The sequence below is a fragment of the Acinetobacter sp. C26M genome, assembly GCF_023702675.1.
GTDB lineage: Bacteria > Pseudomonadota > Gammaproteobacteria > Pseudomonadales > Moraxellaceae > Acinetobacter.
The window spans coordinates 3,766,860-3,785,619 of the sequence record NZ_CP098478.1 but is presented as its reverse complement, the minus strand read 5'-3'; the positions used below and the strand labels follow the sequence as shown (position 1 = coordinate 3,785,619).

Sequence of the window (18,760 nt, the reverse complement as noted above, 5' to 3'; positions counted from 1 at the left end):
TCTTTCGATTAGGGCTTTTTGAATCTGGAGCGGGAAAGGAGACTCGAACTCCCGACCCCAACCTTGGCAAGGTTATGCTCTACCAACTGAGCTATTCCCGCTAATTGAGCAGTTTTTACTAAAACTTACACTTAAAAATTTGAGCGGGAAAGGAGACTCGAACTCCCGACCCCAACCTTGGCAAGGTTATGCTCTACCAACTGAGCTATTCCCGCATGCCGTGTATAATACATTATGCAAAAATAGGGTCAATAATTTTATGCAAAGAAATTGATTATTTGCATAAAATTAAAGCATTTTCATGCAAAAAAAGCCTGAGAAAGCAAATTTTTGTACAAAAGTTTCCCTCAGATTCCGCTCATGTATACTAATGAGCTATCTCAATCTGACCTTACAGAGTGACTGATGAACTTAGAACAACAGTTGATTGAACATTTAAACACGCTTGCACCTACCCATCTTGAAGTGATTAATGAGTCGGCAGGGCATGGTGGATATTTCCCAGGTAAAGAATCACACTTTAAAGTCATCGTGGTAAGTGATGAATTTCAAGGCCTACGCTTAGTACAACGTCATCAAAAAATTTATGCTGTTGCAGCGGAGTTGATGAGTCCTGGTCGAATCCATGCACTTGCGATTCATGCCTATGTCCCTAGCGAATGGCAAGGCCAAGCACCTGCCAGCCCTGAATGTGCACATGCACCAAAAAGCTAAGGATTAATGATGGACCTCTTCCTCACTAAAATTGTGCATATGTCCGCAGTGAGCTTATTGATCATTGCTTTTGTATTACGTGGCGCAACACTATTTGTTGGTGTACAAGACCAACAGCCCAATCCAAAAGCACGCAAAGGCTTGGTGGGTTTACAACATCTATCTTTGACCTTAATTATTGTGACGGGGGCAGTTTTACTGTTCATGAACAATTTTGAGGTGCAGCCGTGGTTCTATGCCAAAGTGATTTTGTTCTTTGTGTTGTGGTCTTCTTTGATCAAAACCTATAAACAGGACAGCAGTATTTTATTGCAACAACGCCGTGCAGGATTACTCATTGGGACGGTGGCTATGGTGGGTATTCTCGGTTTGGTGATGATTAAGCCTGTTTTTGCCTGATTGTTTGACACATTGTTTGAGTAATTGTTTTGTCACTAGGTTAAACTGCATGCAGTTTACAAAAATATTATAGAGGGAAATCATGTTAACGCGTGTGGTGTTTAACCAAAAAGGTGGTGTGGGGAAATCAAGTATTACAGTCAATCTCGCTGCGATTAGTGCGAAACAAGGATTTAGAACCTTGGTGATTGACCTTGATCCACAAGCGAATTCAAGCCAATACCTTTTAGGTGAAGATGCAACCTATTCTGCCGACAAGGCAGCATTAGAGCCAAACATTGAAAACTTCTTTGATGATATTTTAGGGAGTACGCAGCAAAAGGGCTTAATCGGCAATGCGATTGGCTCAATCCTGAAAGCGCCACGTGGCAAAGGTTTAGACAGTTATGTACACCGTTCTTCTTTTGACAATCTGGATGTGATTCCTGCAAGTCCAAGCCTAGGTGCATTAGAACATGCGCTGGAAAGTAAACACAAAATTTATAAATTACGTGATTCGATTCAGTCTCTCAGTGCGCGCTATGACCGCATCTTTATTGATACACCGCCTGCGTTTAATTTCTTTACGTTATCTGCATTAATTTCAGCAGATCGCGTGCTGATTCCGTTTGATTGTGACGTGTTTTCAAAACGTGCGTTACAAACTTTGATTGAAAATGTGCTCGAAACCCAAGATGATCATAATGATCGCTTGGAGATTGAGGGAATTGTGGTCAATCAGTTCCAATCTCAGGCAAAATTACCTCGTGAAGTGGTTCAACAGTTAAAAGATGAAGGCTTGCCTGTGCTGGATAGCATGTTGCCGCCATCGATCTTGATGAAAGAATCACATCAAAAGAATTTACCCCTGATTCATTTGGCATCTGACCACAAATTGACCGTCGCTTATGTGACCCTGTTCAATGAGATTGAATCAAAGAAATAAGAGAATCTTATGAAACGCTTATATTGGATGCCTGTTTTGGCAGCGAGCATGTTATTGGGTGCATGTGCATCAACGGTTAAGCCAGCTTATGTATCGCCGACACAATATCAAGCACTGAATTGCCAACAGTTGCAAGCCGAGTACAACCGTATTCAGCTTTACATCGAAAATGGTGTACCAACGCCAAAACGTACTGGTGTCGGGGTTGGTCTTGGACTTGGTGGTGGCTGGGGTAGAGGTGGCTGGGGCTTTGGTCCATCGATCTCGGTGAATATGGGACAGTCAATGAATACCAAAAATACTGAACTTGCCAATGTGTTGGGACAACAAGATGCAATTGTACAAGCAGCGAGATTCAAAGGCTGCCCAATCATTGTGAAGCAACGTCCAAAATCATAAATTTTGAGTGCTGATCGTTATGGTTCACGATGACGGTCAGCAACTAAATTATAGCAAAATGTTTCAAAATATAGTTATAAAAATCAAATAATTAAAATTTCAACTTGAGCTAATTGATTGATTTATTTTATTTGAGCAGCCCCCTAAAATTTGTATTCTTGCCCTAAATTCGTTTAAGGTGGCGGCCATGTATAGTCGTTCGGTATGTATATGATTGAGAGTTGGTTTTTTGTTTTGGCGATGTTGGCGGTATTGTTAATACCTGGTCCGACCAATGCTTTGCTTGCCAGTGCAACACATCAACACGGTGTACCTAAGACCATGACTTTTATCCCGATTGAATGGTTGGGGTATATGTATGGCATTAGTTTATGGGCGCTTTTCATTCATTTATTTGATCCGATTTGGCCAGCAATTGGGGCGATTCTGCATACGCTAAGTTTACTCTATGTGCTTTGGATGGCATTCCATCTGTGGAAAGGCTCTCATCTACAAAAACTTGACCAGCATCATCAGCATATCCGTAAAAGACAGCTATTTTTATCGACTTTAAAGAACCCTAAAACGGTATTGTTGGCATCTGGTATTTTTCCAAGTGAAACCTGGAATTCAATGGAACAGGCTGCTTTAGTGTTTGCTATCTTTAGCTTAATTCTAATTCCTGTCAGTATTTTCTGGATGTTGTTTGGACGTGCTTTATTGGCGGGGAGTCTAGTTGGGCTCAAAGCCGATCATTTGTATAAAGGATCGGCCATGTTATTACTGATTTGTATGCTACCAATGATCTTTCGTCTGTTTTAAACGAAGATTCAATTTATTATGCTTTAACACCCTTCATTTTCTGGCGAATAAAGCCAATCACACCTGGTAAGATACTGATAATAATGATACCGAAAATTAAATGGGTAAAATTATCTTTCACGATTGGCATATTTCCGAATAAATAGCCAAGGGTAATGAACGATGCGATCCAGCAGAATGCACCTACCACGTTATAGGTCAAGAAGTACTTATAGTTCATGCTGCCAGCACCTGCTACGAATGGTGCAAAGGTACGTGCAAAAGGAACAAAACGGGCGAAAATAATCGTCTTACCACCGTGGCGCTGAAAGAACTGTTGGGTTTTAAGCAGGTGCTGTTTATTAATGAATCGAGAATTGGTTTCAAAAACACGTGGACCCACATAACGGCCAATATGATAGTTTAAGGTATCGCCAAGTACTGCTGCGATAAACAATAAAACGCCAAGCACCCATGGATCCATTGCCCCAGTGGACGCGGCTAATGCACCTGCAGCAAATAACAAGCTATCACCTGGTAAAAATGGCATCACCACCAAACCGGTTTCAACAAAAATAATTAAGAATAAAATGGCATAAATCCATACGCCATAATTGGTAATGAATTCTAAAAGGTGTTCGTCAACGTGCAGAATAAAATCAATGAGTTCCATGAAGGTGTTAACACTGTGAATGTGGACTAAATCCTAGCAGTGCATCTGTAGAATGTCAGTATAAAAAGCAAATTAATTGGTAACTTTTCAGAATAGGTTTAGAAGATGTTCATTGTTGCAAATAAGGAACGATATGTTAACTAAATTGGTGTTTATTGCAAAATTAAAGATACATAAACTGTCTACATGTTAAAAAACAAACACACTGTGGAATCAATTATGTTTAATCCGAATGTTGTTGTAAAAAATATCGTAACTCAGTCTGGTGTATCAAACGTTGTAATTTTAGTTGCACGTTTATTAATGGCTTATATCTTTCTTGTTGCTGGGTGGGGCAAGATTGTTGGTTATGCGGGTACTGCTGGTTATATGGAATCAATGGGTGTTCCGAGTGCTCTATTACCATTGGTGATTCTGGTGGAATTTGGTGGTGGTTTGGCGCTGTTATTTGGTTTCCAAACACGCTTTGCATCTTTGGGTTTAGGGCTTTTTAGTATTATTACAGCCTTTATTTTCCATGCTGGGGCGGAGGATGCCATTAACTTTATGAAAAACTTTGCAATGGCTGGAGGTTTCTTCGCGTTAATGCTCTATGGTGCCGGTCGTTTTAGTCTAGACCATGTGATTGAAAAATAATTCATTGTTGAAAATCACCCCGCTCTAAGTAGCGGGGTTAAGCGTATGTTGTCCATTACATTGATTACGCTTGATTACAAACTGAAGCCGACATCAGTACTTATTTCTGTTTAGATCAAAAGACTTGAGAATAAAATAGGACATGAAATGAAAAAAATCATCGCAAGTTGTGGAATTGTGATCTTAACGGGATTATCAACACTGACATGGGCAGGTAAAGATGACCATGTGATTGTACAAGAGGCTGCAAAGAATGTGGTTACGGTCAGTCAAGTTGCCAAACTGAAAGATGAAACGGGCGTGACGCTGACAGGACAAATCACGAAACATTTACAAAGTGATCATTATGAGTTCAAAGATCAAAGTGGCACGATTGGTATTGAAATTGATGATGATATTTGGCGTCAAGCTGGTCTAAAAGTCGGTGATCATGTGCGTTTAGTCGGTGAAGTAGATACGCATCGTTATAAACCGACAGATATTGAAGTGATTAAAATTGAAAAGCATGCGCATAAATAAAGCCATTAAAAAAAGGAAGCTTAAGCTTCCTTTTTTCATCATTGAAATGATTAGAGCATAAAGTGAATTTGCATTTCCCCAACCAGAAAACCGAGTACAGCACCGACAATAATCAATGACCACTCATCTTCTTTAAAGGCTGGACGCAGCATGCCTTCAAACTCTTCAGGGCTGAGTTTCTGCATGCGCTCAACTAATGTATTACGCACATTCATTGCATCTTCTGCATAAGATTCAACGTAGCGCATGGTATCTGGAAGTTGTTTTAAAATACGCTCTGCAACTTCGGCTTTCAGGTTTTGGTATTTCTCACCACCAATGGCATAGACCACTAATGGGCGGACAATACCAGCTTGTAAATCAATTTCTTGTTTGACTTGACGGCTGACCAACTCGATGACTTTATCCGAATGTGTGCCTGAAAAAAGTTCTTCCATCATGTTGCGTGAGGTGAGTAACTGTTTCGAGATCAGGGCTGCATAATCAGCCGCAACTTCGTTCTGACGTTTAATGAATAAACCTTGCCATGTGTAGCCCATAATCTTTTTCGGATACAACGGGCGGAACATCATTTGTAAGGCCATCCAGTCACTAAAGAAACCGACAAAGCCGCCAAACATTGGTAGCATCCAAGGATATTTACCTTGAGTGACGATCCAGCATAGCATTTGCACAACACCAATCGCAAAGCCAAAAACAAAGCCGACATTACTAAAAAATTTGAATTCTTGTTTGCCGACTTTCTTAAAAATTTCGTTGAGGAGGCGTTTATCTTTGAGTAGGTTGTTGACGACCATATGTTTGATGTCGAAGTACTTGGTCACATCCTTCTGTACTTCACTCATAATGTGTTCAACAATTTCTGGCGCTTTCGCCTGAACTCGTTTAATCAGTTTTTGTCGTGCAAACTCGGGCATGCCTTCCCATAAACCCGGCTGATATTGCTGTGCAACTTCTCGGGTAATGTCTTCAGCTGCTGCCATCAATGGTTTTTCAATTTCTTGGGCAATCCGTTTGGGGTCGAGTCGGGCAAAAATTTCTTCGGGTTTAATCAGTTTAGAGGTCATCAATTCCACCGCAGTGGTGGCCATTTTCTCTGCTTTGCGAGGAACAATCCCTTGCCATCCAAGTGGCAGACCAAATAATCGCAACCCTTTAAATTCAAGTGGTGAAAACATCATTTGAATGGCAATGACTTTGGTCACATAACCAATAAAGCCACTAATAAACGGGATTGAGATGTATAACCAGAAATTCTGTTGAAAATCCGCAATCATTTCTTGAAACATTATTTTATTGGTCCTTCAAGTCCTAATTGTTGCTCGTGGTCGGGCAAGCGCTAGATGATGATAGTGAAATATTTTGGATAGTGGTGATGTGCCAATATCTTTAAATTTTTTAGTTACCCTTTATTTTTCCTTCGAATAAGGTCATCACAATCGTATAAAAAGGCAACGAGATTGTCGACTGAATACCTTTCCATGGTAATACATATTTCGACTCATCATCTTAGCACCAATTTTTGTTTTGTGTTGAGCAGAATAAGCAAGAATTGTTGATTTAACTCTCTTTATTGGCAGCATGGTTGTGAAATTTTAGTTTAAATATCAGTGCTTATTTCCCAGTCCAACTAAAAAATAAGATAGATGATGAATTGCGGTGCGTCAAAGCGTGAAAAATGTTAGAATGTGGCGCTTAATTCATTTGCCTTTAAGATGAACCATGACGACCAATACTCAAATTACTGAAGATCGTATCCTTATTCTGGATTTCGGCTCTCAATATAGCCAGCTCATTGCACGTCGTGTACGTGAAGCGGGTGTCTATTCTGAAATGTATGCATTCGATATGTCTGAAGAAGACATTCGTGCGTTTAATCCGAACGGGATTATTTTGTCAGGTGGACCTGAGAGCGTACATGAAGAAGGAAGCCCACGCGCACCACAAGTTGTATTTGAATTAGGCGTGCCAGTGTTGGGTATTTGCTATGGTTTACAAACCATGTCTGAACAACTTGGCGGTAAAGTAGAGCCAGGTAAAGTACATGAGTTTGGTTATGCAGAAGTAGACATTCTAGTACGTGATAATTTGATTGGTAACTTGCAAGATCGCGAGAACCAACTGCACGTATGGATGAGTCATGGTGATAAAGTCAGTGCGATTCCAGAAGGTTTCCAAGTGACTGCAAGCACACCAAGCTGCCCATTTGCTGCAGTGAGTGATGAGACGCGTCGTTTCTATGGCGTACAGTTCCATCCAGAAGTGACTCACACAGCTAAAGGTGCTGAATTACTTTCGAATTTTGTACATAAGATTTGCGGTTGTCGCGGTCTTTGGACGCCTGAACACATTATCGACCTACGTGTAGAGCAATTGCGTGCACAAATTGGTGATGAAAAAGTGCTGTTAGGTTTGTCTGGTGGTGTTGATTCATCTGTTGTTGCTGCGTTATTGCATAAAGCAATTGGCGACCAGTTAACGTGCGTATTTGTAGACAATGGTTTACTTCGTTTAAACGAAGGTGATCAAGTGATGCAAATGTTTGCAGAAAACATGGGTATTCGTGTGATCCGTGCGGATGCTGAACAGCGTTTCTTGTCTGCATTGGCTGGTGAAGTTGATCCTGAGAAAAAACGTAAAATCATTGGTCGTGAGTTTATTGAAGTATTTGCAGAAGAAGCACGTAAACTTGATGGCGTGAAATTCTTGGCACAGGGTACAATTTATCCAGACGTGATTGAATCTGCTGCAAGCAAACAAGGTAAGGCACACGTGATTAAATCACACCACAATGTGGGTGGCTTACCTGATGATTTAGAATTTGAATTGGTTGAGCCGTTACGTGATTTGTTTAAAGACGAAGTGCGTAAATTGGGTACAACGATTGGCTTACCACATAGTATGATTTACCGTCATCCATTCCCAGGTCCAGGTTTGGGCGTGCGTATCTTGGGTGAAGTGAAAAAAGAATATGCTGATATTCTTCGCCTTGCTGACGATATCTTTATGCAGGAACTGCGTGACAGTGGTTGGTACGACAAAACAGCTCAAGCGTTTGCGGTATTCCAACCTGTAAAATCAGTGGGTGTTGTTGGTGATGGCCGCCGTTATGCATGGGTGATTGCCCTGCGTGCCGTGGAAACCGTTGACTTTATGACAGCACGTTTTGCGCACTTACCATATGATTTGGTTGATAAAATCTCAACCCGTATCATGAATGAAATTAAAGATGTTTCACGTGTTGTGTATGACGTGTCATCTAAACCACCAGCAACGATTGAATGGGAGTAAATTTGGGCTTTCTAAAAGCGATAGCTTTTAGCCAAATTTACGCCTAAGGCTATGCCTGCGGCAGCACGGGGGTTCATGAAGCGAAGCTTCTTGCCTGAATTACGCCATGAACGAGTTTTAAAGTGAAACTTTAAAATGAAGTGCAAGATGCCGTGGCAGAGGGGTTTCAAAATACATGCAGTATTTTTATGGTATTTGAAATCCCTCTAAAATAGATCAAAAAAGCCGACTTGGAAAAGTCGGCTTTTTGCTGTTTTGCGTTAAAGTAAATTTTTAAATATATGATTTTTATTTAATAGGTTAAATTGATTTGCTATGAGGCGTATTATATTGATTTTAGGAAAACGTTAAAGTTCCTATTAAAAATTTAATTAACATACCACCTTAAAAAATTCCCATGTTCATCATATTGTTTTTGGATTAATGAATAAGGACAATGCACTAAAAAATACCAACCTAAATAATCATGCTCTTTATCCAATTTGTCCATTTCTTCTTTACCAATCCAAGCATTTTTGAGTAGCGTAATTTGGCTATCTGGTGATTCTGTTAAGAGTTCCGATTTTTTTGGATGTTCAGTACATGAAACATAAAATAAACATGCTTCTCCACTTTTTAGGAGTCTTTCTAATGCCATAAAAAAAGCAGTGTCTGGATCGTATTCAAATTTTACGTCTGGATAATCTTCACTGTCCATTTCACCATCACAGCTATGCCATAAATATTCTATCCCCATAAATGGGTGCCATTCTTTAAAGTGTTTTAAGATTGCATCTATTTGATTCATTGAGATTTTAACTCTATTTTTTGGCTTTCATTTCAGCAGGTTTTTGCAGCTTGATTATAAAACAGCTTTAATATTTATCCTTTGCTGTAGAGTAATAGTTTTGTCAGATTCAGGCATCTAAACGCGATTTAACATAATAAAAGTAATATGAAATTAAACTTCAAATTAGCCAGTATTTTAAGAAAGATACAAAAGCAGCATTTTAAATAAATCGGCTGTTTTGTAAGCAATTTTTTATTTTCGTTGCGGTAGAAATAGTACTCAAACGCTCTTTTTTATTACTTAATTTTTCTAAAAATCTATCTAAAAAATAAATAATTCATTCAATATCAGAATTTTAAAATTTAAAGATATATCTTTACTTGCCATAAGATTAATTAAGATATATCTTAATATACATAAAGTAAGCAATATGAGAAAAATAAAGATGAAACACATAACAGATCATCATGAACACGAACGTGATATCCAGCATCGAGAACATCACCGTTCAGGCCGTCGTGGTCGTTTATTTGAATCAGGTCGTATGAAACTATTGGTGTTACATTTGATCCAGCAGAGTCCTAAACACGGTTATGAAATCATTAAAGAAATTAGTGATCTTGTAGGTGATGGTTATACCCCAAGTGCAGGAACAATCTATCCAACACTGACTGCATTGGAAGAAATGAATCTTATCAATTTACTCGATGTGGAACGTAAGCAATATCAGGTGACTGAATATGGCGAAGCTTACTTAAAAGAGCAGCAAGACATGCTGGCAGCATTACTACAAAAACTGCGATTGAGACGTGAAATTCATAATAACGATCAGTTAATTGATATTCACCGTGCAATGGAAAACTTAAAAACAGCACTGCGTTTAAAACTGAATATCGCGGATTTACAACAAGAGCAAATCCATCAAATTGCTGAAAAAATTGATCAAGCAGCCATTGCGATTGGACGTTTATAGGTTGGAGGTAAAGGTGCTAGAGCTACAACAGAAAATCAAACAGGCAGGGCTACGAGTCACGCATCCGCGTATGGCGGTATTGTCCATATTGGCGCAACAGACAGATGATCTTACGGTAAAGCAGATTTATCAACGACTTAATGTGCAACAACAGCAGCTAAGTCTGGCTACAGTCTATCGAGTGGTTAGTGATCTCGTGGTCGCAGGTCTAATTGCCAGTTATCAATTTCATCGTGCCGAGACAAAATTTAACCTTCCGAATTTGTCTAAGATCCAACTACTACAAATTCGCTGTGCCGATTTAACCACAGCAAAACAAGCACAATTTTTACAGTCTTTGAAGGTTGTGTTTAATCAATATCAAATTGACTTGATGCAGGTCGAAATTAAAGAAAGTGCTTAAAAAAGCATGTGGAGAATGTTATGAAACAACACCAATATCATGTCACCGTACAGCATTTAAAGGATGCGAAAGGGCAAGTCTCGACCTATACCGAGCGTTTAGAATTTTATACAGGCAACCATGACGATATTTTTGAGATCGTTGAACGTTTGAAGAAAGCAGAATTTTTTGATGATCAAACCACTAAATCTTTTGCAGTTGGTTTAAAGCTGTTTAGTGAAGTGATGTTGGAAAATAAAGATCATCCTTTATTTGAGGAGTTTCTTCCACAATTTGGTCAATTTATGAAAAATCTAAAGCAGCAGGTAAAGAAATAGTGGCGAATATCAACGATATGGAATTGATATCTAGAAAACGGTCTATGAAAAAACTACCTGCAAAATATGCAGCGTGGGTATTACCCTTAATTTTATCCTTTTTTATGAGTGGTACTTTGTCATTCGCCAATATGTGGATGAGCATTGGCTTCATACCAGAGTTTTTAAGTAAATGGTCAGCAACATGGATGTTCTCTTGGTTGATTGCTTATCCATTGGTCATGTTCTTATTACCCATTGTACGTCGTTTAACAGGTTTGATCGTTGATATGAAAACGCATTGATGAATTTCGGGCATTTTCTATTTAGGAGATCTGTAAAAAAGAGGAGAGATTGTCTCATTGATAACACTCTGTGTATTACTAAAAGACTATATTGCTGAATGATTGTATTGATAAGATCAAGCTATCAACTCATTGCAATAGCATAGGTAAAAGAGAGTCATATCATGAGCAATAATAACGATTACGATATTTCTGATTCAAAAGACTGCGAAACATATATCAATCAATTTATTCAAGAATTTACTATTCGCTCAGCAGAAATTGGTAAGGGGACCGTGATTAAACGAGCCTTGCCGAGCCGACAAAAACGCTTGGTCGGAGCGTGGTGTTTTCTAGATCATGCTGGACCTGTCAGTTTCCCCGCGGGTGATGGTCTAGATGTGGGACCCCATCCACACATTGGTTTGCAGACATTTACATGGATGATTGAAGGCACCATGATGCATACTGATAGTTTGGGTTCAAAGCAATTAATTCGCCCAAAGCAGGTTAATTTGATGACAGCAGGTCATGGGATTTCACACACTGAAGTGGCGCCAGATACTGAAACAAAAATGCATGCTGCACAGCTTTGGATCGCTTTGCCAGATGATAAGCGCAATATGGAGCCTAAGTTTGAGCACTATCCAGAATTGCCGATCGTGAATAAAGATCAGGTTGAATTTACGGTATTGGTTGGGGATTTCCTCGATACAACCTCACCTGTGCAAGTGCATACACCTTTGGTGGGGGTGGATTTAACTGCGCAAGCGAACACTAAAACCCGTATTCCGCTTAATCCTAAGTTTGAATATGCTTTCATGGCGTTGGAAGGTACGGCTCGTGTGAATGGGCATGAATTGACGGCCGATAATATGGTGGTGTTAGAAACAGGTCTAACTGAGATTGAAGTCGAGTTAACTCAAGGTCATCGTCTGTTATTGATAGGTGGTGAGCCGTTTGAATCACCGATTTTACTGTGGTGGAATTTTGTCGGTCGTACCATGGAAGATCTAAAGCAGGCGCGTGAAGACTGGATTAATCATGATGCACGTTTTGGAGAGATTCCAGATTACCAAGGCAAACGCTTAGAAGCACCTGTTTTACCTGATCAAATGAGGGCATCGAAATGAGTATTATCGCGAGTGCAGCAGTTCAAACTTTGCCAGAGCCTTGGAAAGGGACGGTGAATAGTGGTACGCATCAATTTCTCACCGATAAGCCAGAGCAATTTGGTGGACACGATACAGGTCCAGCACCTTATGATTTCCTCACTGCAAGTCTGGCATCCTGTACCATGATCACTTTGCGGATGTATGCGCAGCATAAGGAAATAGATTTGGGTGAGTTTTCGGTTGAAGTGGATTTCCATACCAATCGTGAACAGCAGGAACGAATCGAGCGTCGTGTAATATTTAAACAACCTGTTTCACAAGACTTACAAGAAAAACTTCTCAATGTCTGTAGCAAAACACCTGTTACTAAAACTTTGTTACGTAGTTTAGACATTCAGACCATGATTCTTTAAGACTAAAGTGCTATTGTGCTTGGGCAAAACATAATTCTAAGCGTGACTATGAGAGGGATTAAAACCATAGTTACGCAGCAAAAAAGCAGGCACAAAAATGATTACCTTACATTACCTACAATGCTCACGCTCGTTCCGTATCTTGTGGGCATTAGAAGAACTTGGTGTGGATTGCCAAGTTGAGTATTATCAAAGGTCAGCCAATTACGCAGCCCCAGAAAGCCTTAAACAGATTCATCCACTTGGTAAAGCACCCATTTTAGTAGATGGAGAAGATGTAATTGTAGAGTCCGCCGTGATTCTGGATTATCTTCAGCAACAATATGATCTACAACATAAATTTAAACCACAGCACTCCAGCGATCAACGTCAGTATTCGTACTGGATGCATTATGCCGAAGGCTCATTGATGCCTTTGCTCGTTATGACCTTGGTGATGAACAGTGTCAGCAAACATGTGCCTTGGGTGATTCGTCCTATTGCTGAAAAAATTAGTGATGGTGTTAAAGCAGGCTTTGTACGCCCGCGTGTTAAAGAACACATTTTGTATCTTGAGGATTATCTGTCAAAACATGATTATTTTGCAGGTGATTTTTCTTTCGCTGACATTCAAATGGCCTTTCCACTGATTGCGATTCAGAACCGCTTACATGGTAAGTATCCAAATATTCAGGCTTTTGTACAACGTGTTCAGCAGCGTCCAGCTTTTCAACGTGCTGAACAAGGAACTCTACATTCTCAATGCGCATAAATCTTTAAGCATAAAAAAGGGAACTGATTGTTCCCTTTTTTATTGTGACTCTATTTTTAGCGTTTAATTACAATTGAATCAATGCCGCTATGTTGTAAGGTCTGTTGAGCAGCAAGCGCAGACTCTTGACTATCATAAGGTCCAGAGAAAACACGATACCAAGTCTGACCATTTTCAACGCTTTTCACCACATCTGCAGATAAACCATTCAGGATGATTTCTGCACGACGTGCATCAGCACTGTCTGGGTCGGGATAGCTACGTACTTGTAAAATATAGGTCGCATGTGCAGGTGCTGCAGCTTGTTCACTTGGGGTGATGCCACTCGGATCTTCTGTGGTTGTGGTTTCAGGTTTTGGTGACTCGATAATCACAACATTGCCCTGAGGTTTAGACTCTGGCACGGCTTGTTCAGGAATTGGGGTTACCTGCTGTTGCGGAAGTAAGTCATAAAAACGGTAGTCTTTATTAGTATTTTCTTCTTCATAATGCTCAGACGTCACTTGGTTTTTTGCAGGTACCGGTTGCCAAGGTTGCCAAAGCATCAACATTACAGCAGCACACAGGATCGCGAGAACTGCGACAAGCATTCCCAACCACTTTGGAATGAGTGGTTTTTTAGGCTTGTTTGGTCGTTCAGATACACCACGTTGCGTTTTTCCAAACACCAGAAATTCCTCTTGATCCTATTAGGTTATTTGTAACTTGAATCTGCTTAAAAACAAAGCATTATGTTTAAAAATAATGCTTTGTTTACCATATTGTCAAACAATCATGGCTTAAGTTTACATGTATTTAAGCTTTGATTTACTGATTGTCGTTTATCTCAGGCATCGCCTTCGGTCTTGCGACGATGCAAAGAGAGCTTGCTTACATCGCCACCTCAGGCATAGCCTTCGGTCTTGCGACGATGTGCAAAGCGTTGCTTTGCTGTTTACATCGTCTCAGGAGCGGATACACCGAGTAATTCTAAGCCATTACGCAAAACTTGCTGTACGTTGATTGAAAGCAATAAACGTGCTTGTGTAAGTGCGACATCATCACCCAAAACTTTATGCTCATTGTACCAAGCATGGAAGAGGGCAGCTAACTCTTTAAGATAGTTACCAATTTGGTGTGGTTCATAGGCATTTGCTGCACGTACTAAAATATCTGGATAAGCAGCAAGCTTAGACAGGATTTCTGTTTCAGCATCAAGCTCTAAGCGATTAGCTTGTTCACGTGCTGATGCAATATCAAAACTAATCTCTGTAGATGCTGCTTTTTCTAACATACGGCAAATACGCGCATGGGCATATTGAATGTAATACACTGCATTGTCTTTGCTTTGTGAAACAGCAAGGTCTAAGTCAAAGTCGATATGTTGTTCAGACTTACGCATCACATAGTAGAAACGTGCCGCATCATTACCGACTTCTTTACGTAGATCGCGTAAAGTCACGAACTGACCCGAACGAGATGACATTTGCACCATCTCGCCACCACGCCACAAGCTGACAAACTGAACCAAAAGCACAGTTAGTTTCTTCGAGTCGTAACCCATGGCATCAATCGCCGCTTTGACACGTGAGATATAACCGTGGTGGTCAGAACCCCAAATATCAATCAGGTCGGTATAGCCGCGTTGTAGTTTATTCAAGTGATAAGCAATGTCAGAAGCAAAGTAAGTGGTTTGACCATTACGACGTTTCACCACACGGTCTTTTTCATCACCAAATTCAGTTGATTTGAACCAGATGTTGCCCTCTTTTTCATAGAGGTAACCACGTTGGTTTAATGTTTCGAGTGCTTCATCAATTTTGTCAGTCAATGAGTCTTCGCTGAACCATTTGTCAAAGGTCACGCCAAAGTCAGCCAAATCATCTTTAATGTCATCTAAGATGGCATGTAACGCTGCTTGATGGAAAACACGGTAGTCCGCACCCAAGTGTTGTTGCGAGTTTGCGATCAAACCATCGATGTGTTTTTCTTTGTCACCAGAAAGTACAACTTTGTTGCCTTCTGCATCAAGTTCTTCAGCGTATTGAACGTCTTCTGGTACATCTTTATAGATATCAACAACGGCACGAACATGTGCATTGCCATCTTTATCAATAATTTCTTGAGCAATTTCTTTAACGTAGTCGCCTTGGTAGGCATTTTTAGGGAAGACTAGCGTTTGACCAGTTAATTCTAAATAACGTAAATAAGTCGAAGTCGCCAGAATGTCCATTTGACGACCTGCATCATTGACATAGTATTCGCGATCAACTTTGGCACCCGTTGCTTCTAATAGATTCGCAACGGTCATGCCGTAGGCTGCACCACGACCATGTCCGACATGCAGACTAGAGGTTGGGTTGGCAGAGACAAATTCGACTTGGATTTTTTTAGCTGCATTAGCTTGGCTACGACCATAGTCATTTTTTTGTGCTTGGATTTGATCAAGCACTGCATAGCGTTGGTCTGCATTTAAAAAGAAGTTAATAAAACCCGGACCTGCAATTTCTGCTTTGGTAATGTCAGCCACTTCAGGAAGGGCTGCCAAGATTTTTTCAGCAAGATCACGTGGTTTCATGCCAGCGGCTTTGGAACCGATCATGGCGATATTTGAAGCAAAGTCTCCGTGACTTCGGTCTTTGGTACGGGTTAAATGGCTCGTGTTGGTCCAATCTGAAGGAAGTACACCTTGTTGTTGCAGGGTTTGTACCGCATGATCGAGAGCTGCTTGTATTGCCGTATTCATAGTTACCGAAAATAAATGTCGCGGAAAAACGAACAATATAGCAAAATTTATTGGCTTAGGGGGAGTGGGATTGATCTGGAATTAACATATTCCAATAAAACTTTTTGAATCCGATATTTTAATGTGTCTATTTAAGATGCTATACCATTGATAGATATAGCATCTTGGTCTTTTAGTCTTCTAAAACCTGTTCTAATAATTCATCACTAGGCGCAAAATAATAAGCACCATCAATAGCGGTGGTGAAATGCAATAAGCGGTCATGAATGCCATCACCTGTGGTGCCGAACATGCGTTTTAGCATTTCATCAATAATGCTGAGGTTGTTGGTATAAGCGACGAAGAATAAGCCTTGCTCACCTTTACCATCGCCATAAGGCAAGCTATGACGCAAGATTTCCATTTCTTCGCCTTCTTCATCTTCCACTACGGTACGAGCCACATGTGAATTTTGTGGTTTCACATCGTCATCAAGCTCAATCGACTCAAGTTTGGTACGGCCAAACACATGTTCTTGCGCATCGACTTTCAGCATTTGCCATTTTGTCAGATCGTGAATATAACGCTGCGCAAAGATAAAGCTGCCATCGGCAAAGGCACCTGCTGTTTCTGGCAGCAATGCTGCTTCTGCACGGTCATCTGGAAATTGCGGATTCTCTGTTCCATCAATAAAGCCTGTCATATCACGGCCATCAAAGAAGCGGAAGCAAGCACGCTCATCTAGGACTTCGACTTTGTCTTGAATGCCGCTAAAAAAAGCTTGGCTCATGGCAAAACAAATATCTGCACGGGCGCTGGCAAGATGAATAAATACATCAGCTGGCACCACAGGCATATTAAACGCACCCTGTTGCGGATCGAGCTGTTTAAAACCTTCTGGTGTTTGTGAATTGAGTTGTGCCCAAAGTTCGGGACCAAAAGCGATGGCTGTTTTAATCTGGTCATTCGGATGTTGCGTGATCAAGCGGTCACGTGTCGAAAGTAGCGCTTCAATCTGTTGTTTTAATTCGGCAAGGCTTAAATCTTTTAAACGTAAAACAATAAAGCGGGCATGGTCAGAAGGTAATGGAAGAATGACAGATTGCGCAGTCACTAAAATCTCCTTATTTATTTTTAAGGGGCAAAAGGATAATTGTGCCTGATGTTACTTGAGCTGAGTAGTTTATTCGTGAAATTTTATTGCCCAAAATAGCATCACGATATGTTGATAAAACGTTATAATTCATCTTTTATTGTTCAACGCTGTTGTTATGTCTGTGCAGGTTTGGTTTGCTTTTATGTTGGCGTGCTGGGTGATTAGTATTTCCCCAGGCGCTGGTGCGATTGCCTCAATGTCGAGTGGGCTTAACTATGGTTTCAGGCATGGTTACTGGAATGCAATTGGCTTGCAAGTCGCGCTGCTGATACAAATTCTGATTGTGGCAGCAGGTGTTGGCGTACTGTTTGCGACAACACCTTGGGCCTTTCAGGTGGTGAAATGGTTTGGGGTGATCTATTTGCTATACTTGGCGTATGCGCAGTGGAAAGCACCCATTCAGGCGATTGAGATTCAGCACGAACAAAATGATAAATCTGCTTGGGTGCTGGTGTTTAAAGGCTTTGTGGTGAATATGAGTAATCCTAAAGCCATTGTATTTTTACTGGCTGTTCTGCCGCAATTCTTGGATTTGACTCAACCGCAGTGGCCACAATATCTAATTATGGCGACCACCATGGTGACCATCGATCTTATTGTGATGGCTGCATATACTGGACTAGCATCGAAAGTATTAAGGCTGCTTCGTTCCCCAAAACAGCAAAAATATTTAAATCGTGGTTTTGCGGTGATGTTTAGTTGCGCAGCACTGTTATTAAGTGCTATTCAGCAATCCATCTAAACCTTGTTAGGCCGATTGAGATTGGTTTTTGAATTTCTGTGCGATAAAAATGGCTGCAAAACAAAGCGCCATACACAGCACAATGCTTAGACCTGTTGAAATATTTAAGGCGGCACTTGACCATAGACCGACGGTGACACCGAATTGCGCCAAAACAAAGGCCCAAACCACCATTTGTTTGGGAGAGTGCGCCAACAATCGTGCACTTAATGCAGGGATCACCAATAAAGCACCCATGAGTAATGAACCAACAGCACGTAAAGCCAATACTGTAAACAATGCCAATAACAACATGAAGATCAAGCGTTGCCAGTTGGCGCTGACGCCTTCACTCATGGCAATATCAGGATCAATCGCAATTTGTATTTGTGCTGACCATGAACGATAAAGTATGACCAGTGCGCCTGCAATCACCACGGCAAACATTGGTAAATCAGCCCATTCGATACTGAGTAAATCACCGAATAAATAGCTAAGTAGTTCAGGGCGCAAACTTGGTACTTGCTGAATCAACAGCAGACCAGAGCAGAGTAGGGTGGCAGAGCTTAAAGCGAGTAATGCATCATTGGGTAGGCGTGAATCGTGCAAAACCCAAAGAAGAGCAACTAACAACAGCGCAAGGCAAGCAACACCCAGCCAAAAAGGTAAATTCAAAATCCCTGCAACGGCCACGCCGAGTAAGGTGCCATGTGCCATGGTATCTGCAAAAAAAGACATTCTGCGCCAAAGCATCAGGCAGCCCAGTGGGGCGGTTAGGAAAACCAGTAATGACCCCATGATCCAAGCAGGTAGGAGGAGTTGTAACCATTCCATCATGG

23 protein-coding genes and 2 tRNA genes are annotated in these 18,760 nt (G+C 40.7%); 16 read left to right on the top strand and 9 right to left on the bottom strand.

The window, feature by feature from the left end:
* Positions 1-25: 25 nt before the first annotated feature.
* Both NDN11_RS17470 and NDN11_RS17465 read right to left on the bottom strand, forming a co-directional pair.
* Positions 26-101 (bottom strand) — tRNA-Gly (locus NDN11_RS17470).
* 41 nt (positions 102-142) lie between these two features.
* Positions 143-215 (bottom strand) — tRNA-Gly (locus NDN11_RS17465).
* 190 nt (positions 216-405) lie between these two features.
* Here NDN11_RS17465 and NDN11_RS17460 point away from each other — a divergent pair.
* The 5 genes from NDN11_RS17460 to NDN11_RS17440 all read left to right on the top strand — a co-directional run bounded on the left by NDN11_RS17460 (position 406) and on the right by NDN11_RS17440 (position 3,238).
* On the top strand, positions 406-714 hold the full coding sequence (locus NDN11_RS17460; RefSeq protein ID WP_004801908.1) for a BolA family protein: 309 nt from the start codon (positions 406-408) through the stop codon (positions 712-714).
* A 9-nt stretch (positions 715-723) separates the two neighbouring features.
* Positions 724-1,113: a SirB2 family protein gene (locus tag NDN11_RS17455; RefSeq protein WP_251110329.1), complete on the top strand. Its 390-nt coding sequence runs from the start codon at positions 724-726 to the stop codon at positions 1,111-1,113.
* Between the two features lie 82 nt (positions 1,114-1,195).
* Positions 1,196-2,038: a ParA family protein gene (locus NDN11_RS17450; RefSeq protein WP_004801912.1), complete on the top strand. Its 843-nt coding sequence runs from the start codon at positions 1,196-1,198 to the stop codon at positions 2,036-2,038.
* 9 nt (positions 2,039-2,047) lie between these two features.
* Positions 2,048-2,437, top strand: a complete 390-nt coding sequence (locus NDN11_RS17445) for a hypothetical protein (RefSeq protein WP_251110328.1) — start codon at positions 2,048-2,050, stop codon at positions 2,435-2,437.
* Positions 2,438-2,647: 210 nt separating this feature from the next.
* The gene (locus NDN11_RS17440) at positions 2,648-3,238 is read left to right on the top strand and encodes a LysE family translocator (RefSeq protein WP_167251120.1); all 591 of its coding nucleotides are present in this window, start codon (positions 2,648-2,650) and stop codon (positions 3,236-3,238) included.
* A 16-nt stretch (positions 3,239-3,254) separates the two neighbouring features.
* Here the strand turns inward: NDN11_RS17440 and NDN11_RS17435 are convergent, their stop codons facing one another.
* The gene (locus tag NDN11_RS17435) at positions 3,255-3,890 is read right to left on the bottom strand and encodes a DedA family protein (protein WP_167250973.1); all 636 of its coding nucleotides are present in this window, start codon (positions 3,888-3,890) and stop codon (positions 3,255-3,257) included.
* Between the two features lie 219 nt (positions 3,891-4,109).
* On the opposite strand from NDN11_RS17435, the gene NDN11_RS17430 reads away from it, so the two are divergent.
* Both NDN11_RS17430 and NDN11_RS17425 read left to right on the top strand, forming a co-directional pair.
* Entirely contained in the window at positions 4,110-4,526 is a 417-nt protein-coding gene (locus NDN11_RS17430) for a DoxX family protein (protein ID WP_251110327.1), read from the top strand.
* A gap of 147 nt (positions 4,527-4,673) precedes the next feature.
* The gene (locus NDN11_RS17425) at positions 4,674-5,045 is read left to right on the top strand and encodes a NirD/YgiW/YdeI family stress tolerance protein (protein WP_167250969.1); all 372 of its coding nucleotides are present in this window, start codon (positions 4,674-4,676) and stop codon (positions 5,043-5,045) included.
* A gap of 50 nt (positions 5,046-5,095) precedes the next feature.
* Here NDN11_RS17425 and NDN11_RS17420 read toward each other — a convergent pair whose 3' ends face one another.
* Positions 5,096-6,322 (bottom strand): DUF445 family protein, encoded by a 1,227-nt coding sequence (locus NDN11_RS17420; RefSeq protein WP_171067187.1) that lies wholly within the window; start codon positions 6,320-6,322, stop codon positions 5,096-5,098.
* 445 nt (positions 6,323-6,767) lie between these two features.
* Here NDN11_RS17420 and guaA point away from each other — a divergent pair, with 445 nt between their 5' ends.
* The gene (gene guaA, locus NDN11_RS17415) at positions 6,768-8,336 is read left to right on the top strand and encodes a glutamine-hydrolyzing GMP synthase (RefSeq protein ID WP_167250967.1); all 1,569 of its coding nucleotides are present in this window, start codon (positions 6,768-6,770) and stop codon (positions 8,334-8,336) included.
* A 367-nt stretch (positions 8,337-8,703) separates the two neighbouring features.
* On the opposite strand, the gene NDN11_RS17410 is transcribed toward guaA, so the two are convergent.
* On the bottom strand, positions 8,704-9,123 hold the full coding sequence (locus NDN11_RS17410; protein ID WP_251110326.1) for a hypothetical protein: 420 nt from the start codon (positions 9,121-9,123) through the stop codon (positions 8,704-8,706).
* Between the two features lie 427 nt (positions 9,124-9,550).
* Between NDN11_RS17410 and NDN11_RS17405 the strand changes: the two genes are divergently transcribed.
* From NDN11_RS17405 to NDN11_RS17375, 7 genes are all read left to right on the top strand, one after another.
* Complete coding sequence (locus tag NDN11_RS17405; RefSeq protein WP_167250963.1) at positions 9,551-10,078, top strand: PadR family transcriptional regulator; 528 nt, start codon at positions 9,551-9,553, stop codon at positions 10,076-10,078.
* A 13-nt stretch (positions 10,079-10,091) separates the two neighbouring features.
* Entirely contained in the window at positions 10,092-10,481 is a 390-nt protein-coding gene (locus NDN11_RS17400; RefSeq protein WP_167250961.1) for a Fur family transcriptional regulator, read from the top strand.
* Between the two features lie 20 nt (positions 10,482-10,501).
* A complete protein-coding gene (locus NDN11_RS17395; RefSeq protein WP_167250959.1) occupies positions 10,502-10,798 on the top strand; it encodes a DUF3861 domain-containing protein in 297 nt (98 codons plus the stop codon).
* Positions 10,799-10,842: 44 nt separating this feature from the next.
* Complete coding sequence (locus tag NDN11_RS17390) at positions 10,843-11,082, top strand: DUF2798 domain-containing protein (RefSeq protein ID WP_167250957.1); 240 nt, start codon at positions 10,843-10,845, stop codon at positions 11,080-11,082.
* 164 nt (positions 11,083-11,246) lie between these two features.
* Entirely contained in the window at positions 11,247-12,194 is a 948-nt protein-coding gene (locus NDN11_RS17385; RefSeq protein WP_167250955.1) for a pirin family protein, read from the top strand.
* Positions 12,191-12,589, top strand: a complete 399-nt coding sequence (locus NDN11_RS17380) for an OsmC family protein (protein WP_167250953.1) — start codon at positions 12,191-12,193, stop codon at positions 12,587-12,589. The genes NDN11_RS17385 and NDN11_RS17380 overlap by 4 nt, the downstream gene beginning before the upstream one ends.
* Positions 12,590-12,686: 97 nt before the next feature.
* Positions 12,687-13,340 (top strand): glutathione S-transferase family protein, encoded by a 654-nt coding sequence (locus NDN11_RS17375; RefSeq protein WP_167250951.1) that lies wholly within the window; start codon positions 12,687-12,689, stop codon positions 13,338-13,340.
* 56 nt (positions 13,341-13,396) lie between these two features.
* Here NDN11_RS17375 and NDN11_RS17370 read toward each other — a convergent pair whose 3' ends face one another.
* The 3 genes from NDN11_RS17370 to NDN11_RS17360 all read right to left on the bottom strand — a co-directional run bounded on the left by NDN11_RS17370 (position 13,397) and on the right by NDN11_RS17360 (position 17,158).
* Positions 13,397-14,008, bottom strand: coding sequence for an SPOR domain-containing protein (locus NDN11_RS17370; protein ID WP_004801958.1), 612 nt, complete (start codon positions 14,006-14,008; stop codon positions 13,397-13,399).
* A gap of 266 nt (positions 14,009-14,274) precedes the next feature.
* A complete protein-coding gene (gene argS / locus NDN11_RS17365; protein ID WP_251110325.1) occupies positions 14,275-16,065 on the bottom strand; it encodes an arginine--tRNA ligase in 1,791 nt (596 codons plus the stop codon).
* Between the two features lie 172 nt (positions 16,066-16,237).
* Positions 16,238-17,158, bottom strand: coding sequence for a Dyp-type peroxidase (locus tag NDN11_RS17360; protein ID WP_251110324.1), 921 nt, complete (start codon positions 17,156-17,158; stop codon positions 16,238-16,240).
* A gap of 157 nt (positions 17,159-17,315) precedes the next feature.
* Between NDN11_RS17360 and NDN11_RS17355 the strand changes: the two genes are divergently transcribed.
* Positions 17,316-17,942, top strand: coding sequence for a LysE family transporter (locus NDN11_RS17355; RefSeq protein ID WP_251110323.1), 627 nt, complete (start codon positions 17,316-17,318; stop codon positions 17,940-17,942).
* A 6-nt stretch (positions 17,943-17,948) separates the two neighbouring features.
* Here the strand turns inward: NDN11_RS17355 and znuB are convergent, their stop codons facing one another.
* Positions 17,949-18,758 carry a zinc ABC transporter permease subunit ZnuB gene (znuB, locus tag NDN11_RS17350; protein WP_251110322.1) on the bottom strand — a complete coding sequence of 270 codons (810 nt, stop codon included), beginning with the start codon at positions 18,756-18,758 and terminating at the stop codon, positions 17,949-17,951.
* Positions 18,759-18,760 lie beyond the last annotated feature (2 nt).

Excerpts from the sequence above, each read along its gene's own strand:
- NDN11_RS17460 (WP_004801908.1), top strand. The coding sequence starts at position 406 with ATGAACTTAGAACAACAGTTGATTGAACATTTAAACACGCTTGCACCT.
- NDN11_RS17455 (WP_251110329.1), top strand. The coding sequence starts at position 724 with ATGGACCTCTTCCTCACTAAAATTGTGCATATGTCCGCAGTGAGCTTA.
- NDN11_RS17450 (WP_004801912.1), top strand. The coding sequence starts at position 1,196 with ATGTTAACGCGTGTGGTGTTTAACCAAAAAGGTGGTGTGGGGAAATCA.
- NDN11_RS17445 (WP_251110328.1), top strand. The coding sequence starts at position 2,048 with ATGAAACGCTTATATTGGATGCCTGTTTTGGCAGCGAGCATGTTATTG.
- NDN11_RS17440 (WP_167251120.1), top strand. The coding sequence starts at position 2,648 with ATGATTGAGAGTTGGTTTTTTGTTTTGGCGATGTTGGCGGTATTGTTA.
- NDN11_RS17435 (WP_167250973.1), bottom strand. The coding sequence starts at position 3,890 with ATGGAACTCATTGATTTTATTCTGCACGTTGACGAACACCTTTTAGAA.
- NDN11_RS17430 (WP_251110327.1), top strand. The coding sequence starts at position 4,110 with ATGTTTAATCCGAATGTTGTTGTAAAAAATATCGTAACTCAGTCTGGT.
- NDN11_RS17425 (WP_167250969.1), top strand. The coding sequence starts at position 4,674 with ATGAAAAAAATCATCGCAAGTTGTGGAATTGTGATCTTAACGGGATTA.
- NDN11_RS17420 (WP_171067187.1), bottom strand. The coding sequence starts at position 6,322 with ATGATTGCGGATTTTCAACAGAATTTCTGGTTATACATCTCAATCCCG.
- guaA (WP_167250967.1), top strand. The coding sequence starts at position 6,768 with ATGACGACCAATACTCAAATTACTGAAGATCGTATCCTTATTCTGGAT.
- NDN11_RS17410 (WP_251110326.1), bottom strand. The coding sequence starts at position 9,123 with ATGAATCAAATAGATGCAATCTTAAAACACTTTAAAGAATGGCACCCA.
- NDN11_RS17405 (WP_167250963.1), top strand. The coding sequence starts at position 9,551 with ATGAAACACATAACAGATCATCATGAACACGAACGTGATATCCAGCAT.
- NDN11_RS17395 (WP_167250959.1), top strand. The coding sequence starts at position 10,502 with ATGAAACAACACCAATATCATGTCACCGTACAGCATTTAAAGGATGCG.
- NDN11_RS17390 (WP_167250957.1), top strand. The coding sequence starts at position 10,843 with ATGAAAAAACTACCTGCAAAATATGCAGCGTGGGTATTACCCTTAATT.
- NDN11_RS17385 (WP_167250955.1), top strand. The coding sequence starts at position 11,247 with ATGAGCAATAATAACGATTACGATATTTCTGATTCAAAAGACTGCGAA.
- NDN11_RS17380 (WP_167250953.1), top strand. The coding sequence starts at position 12,191 with ATGAGTATTATCGCGAGTGCAGCAGTTCAAACTTTGCCAGAGCCTTGG.
- NDN11_RS17375 (WP_167250951.1), top strand. The coding sequence starts at position 12,687 with ATGATTACCTTACATTACCTACAATGCTCACGCTCGTTCCGTATCTTG.
- argS (WP_251110325.1), bottom strand. The coding sequence starts at position 16,065 with ATGAATACGGCAATACAAGCAGCTCTCGATCATGCGGTACAAACCCTG.
- NDN11_RS17355 (WP_251110323.1), top strand. The coding sequence starts at position 17,316 with ATGTCTGTGCAGGTTTGGTTTGCTTTTATGTTGGCGTGCTGGGTGATT.
- znuB (WP_251110322.1), bottom strand. The coding sequence starts at position 18,758 with ATGATGGAATGGTTACAACTCCTCCTACCTGCTTGGATCATGGGGTCA.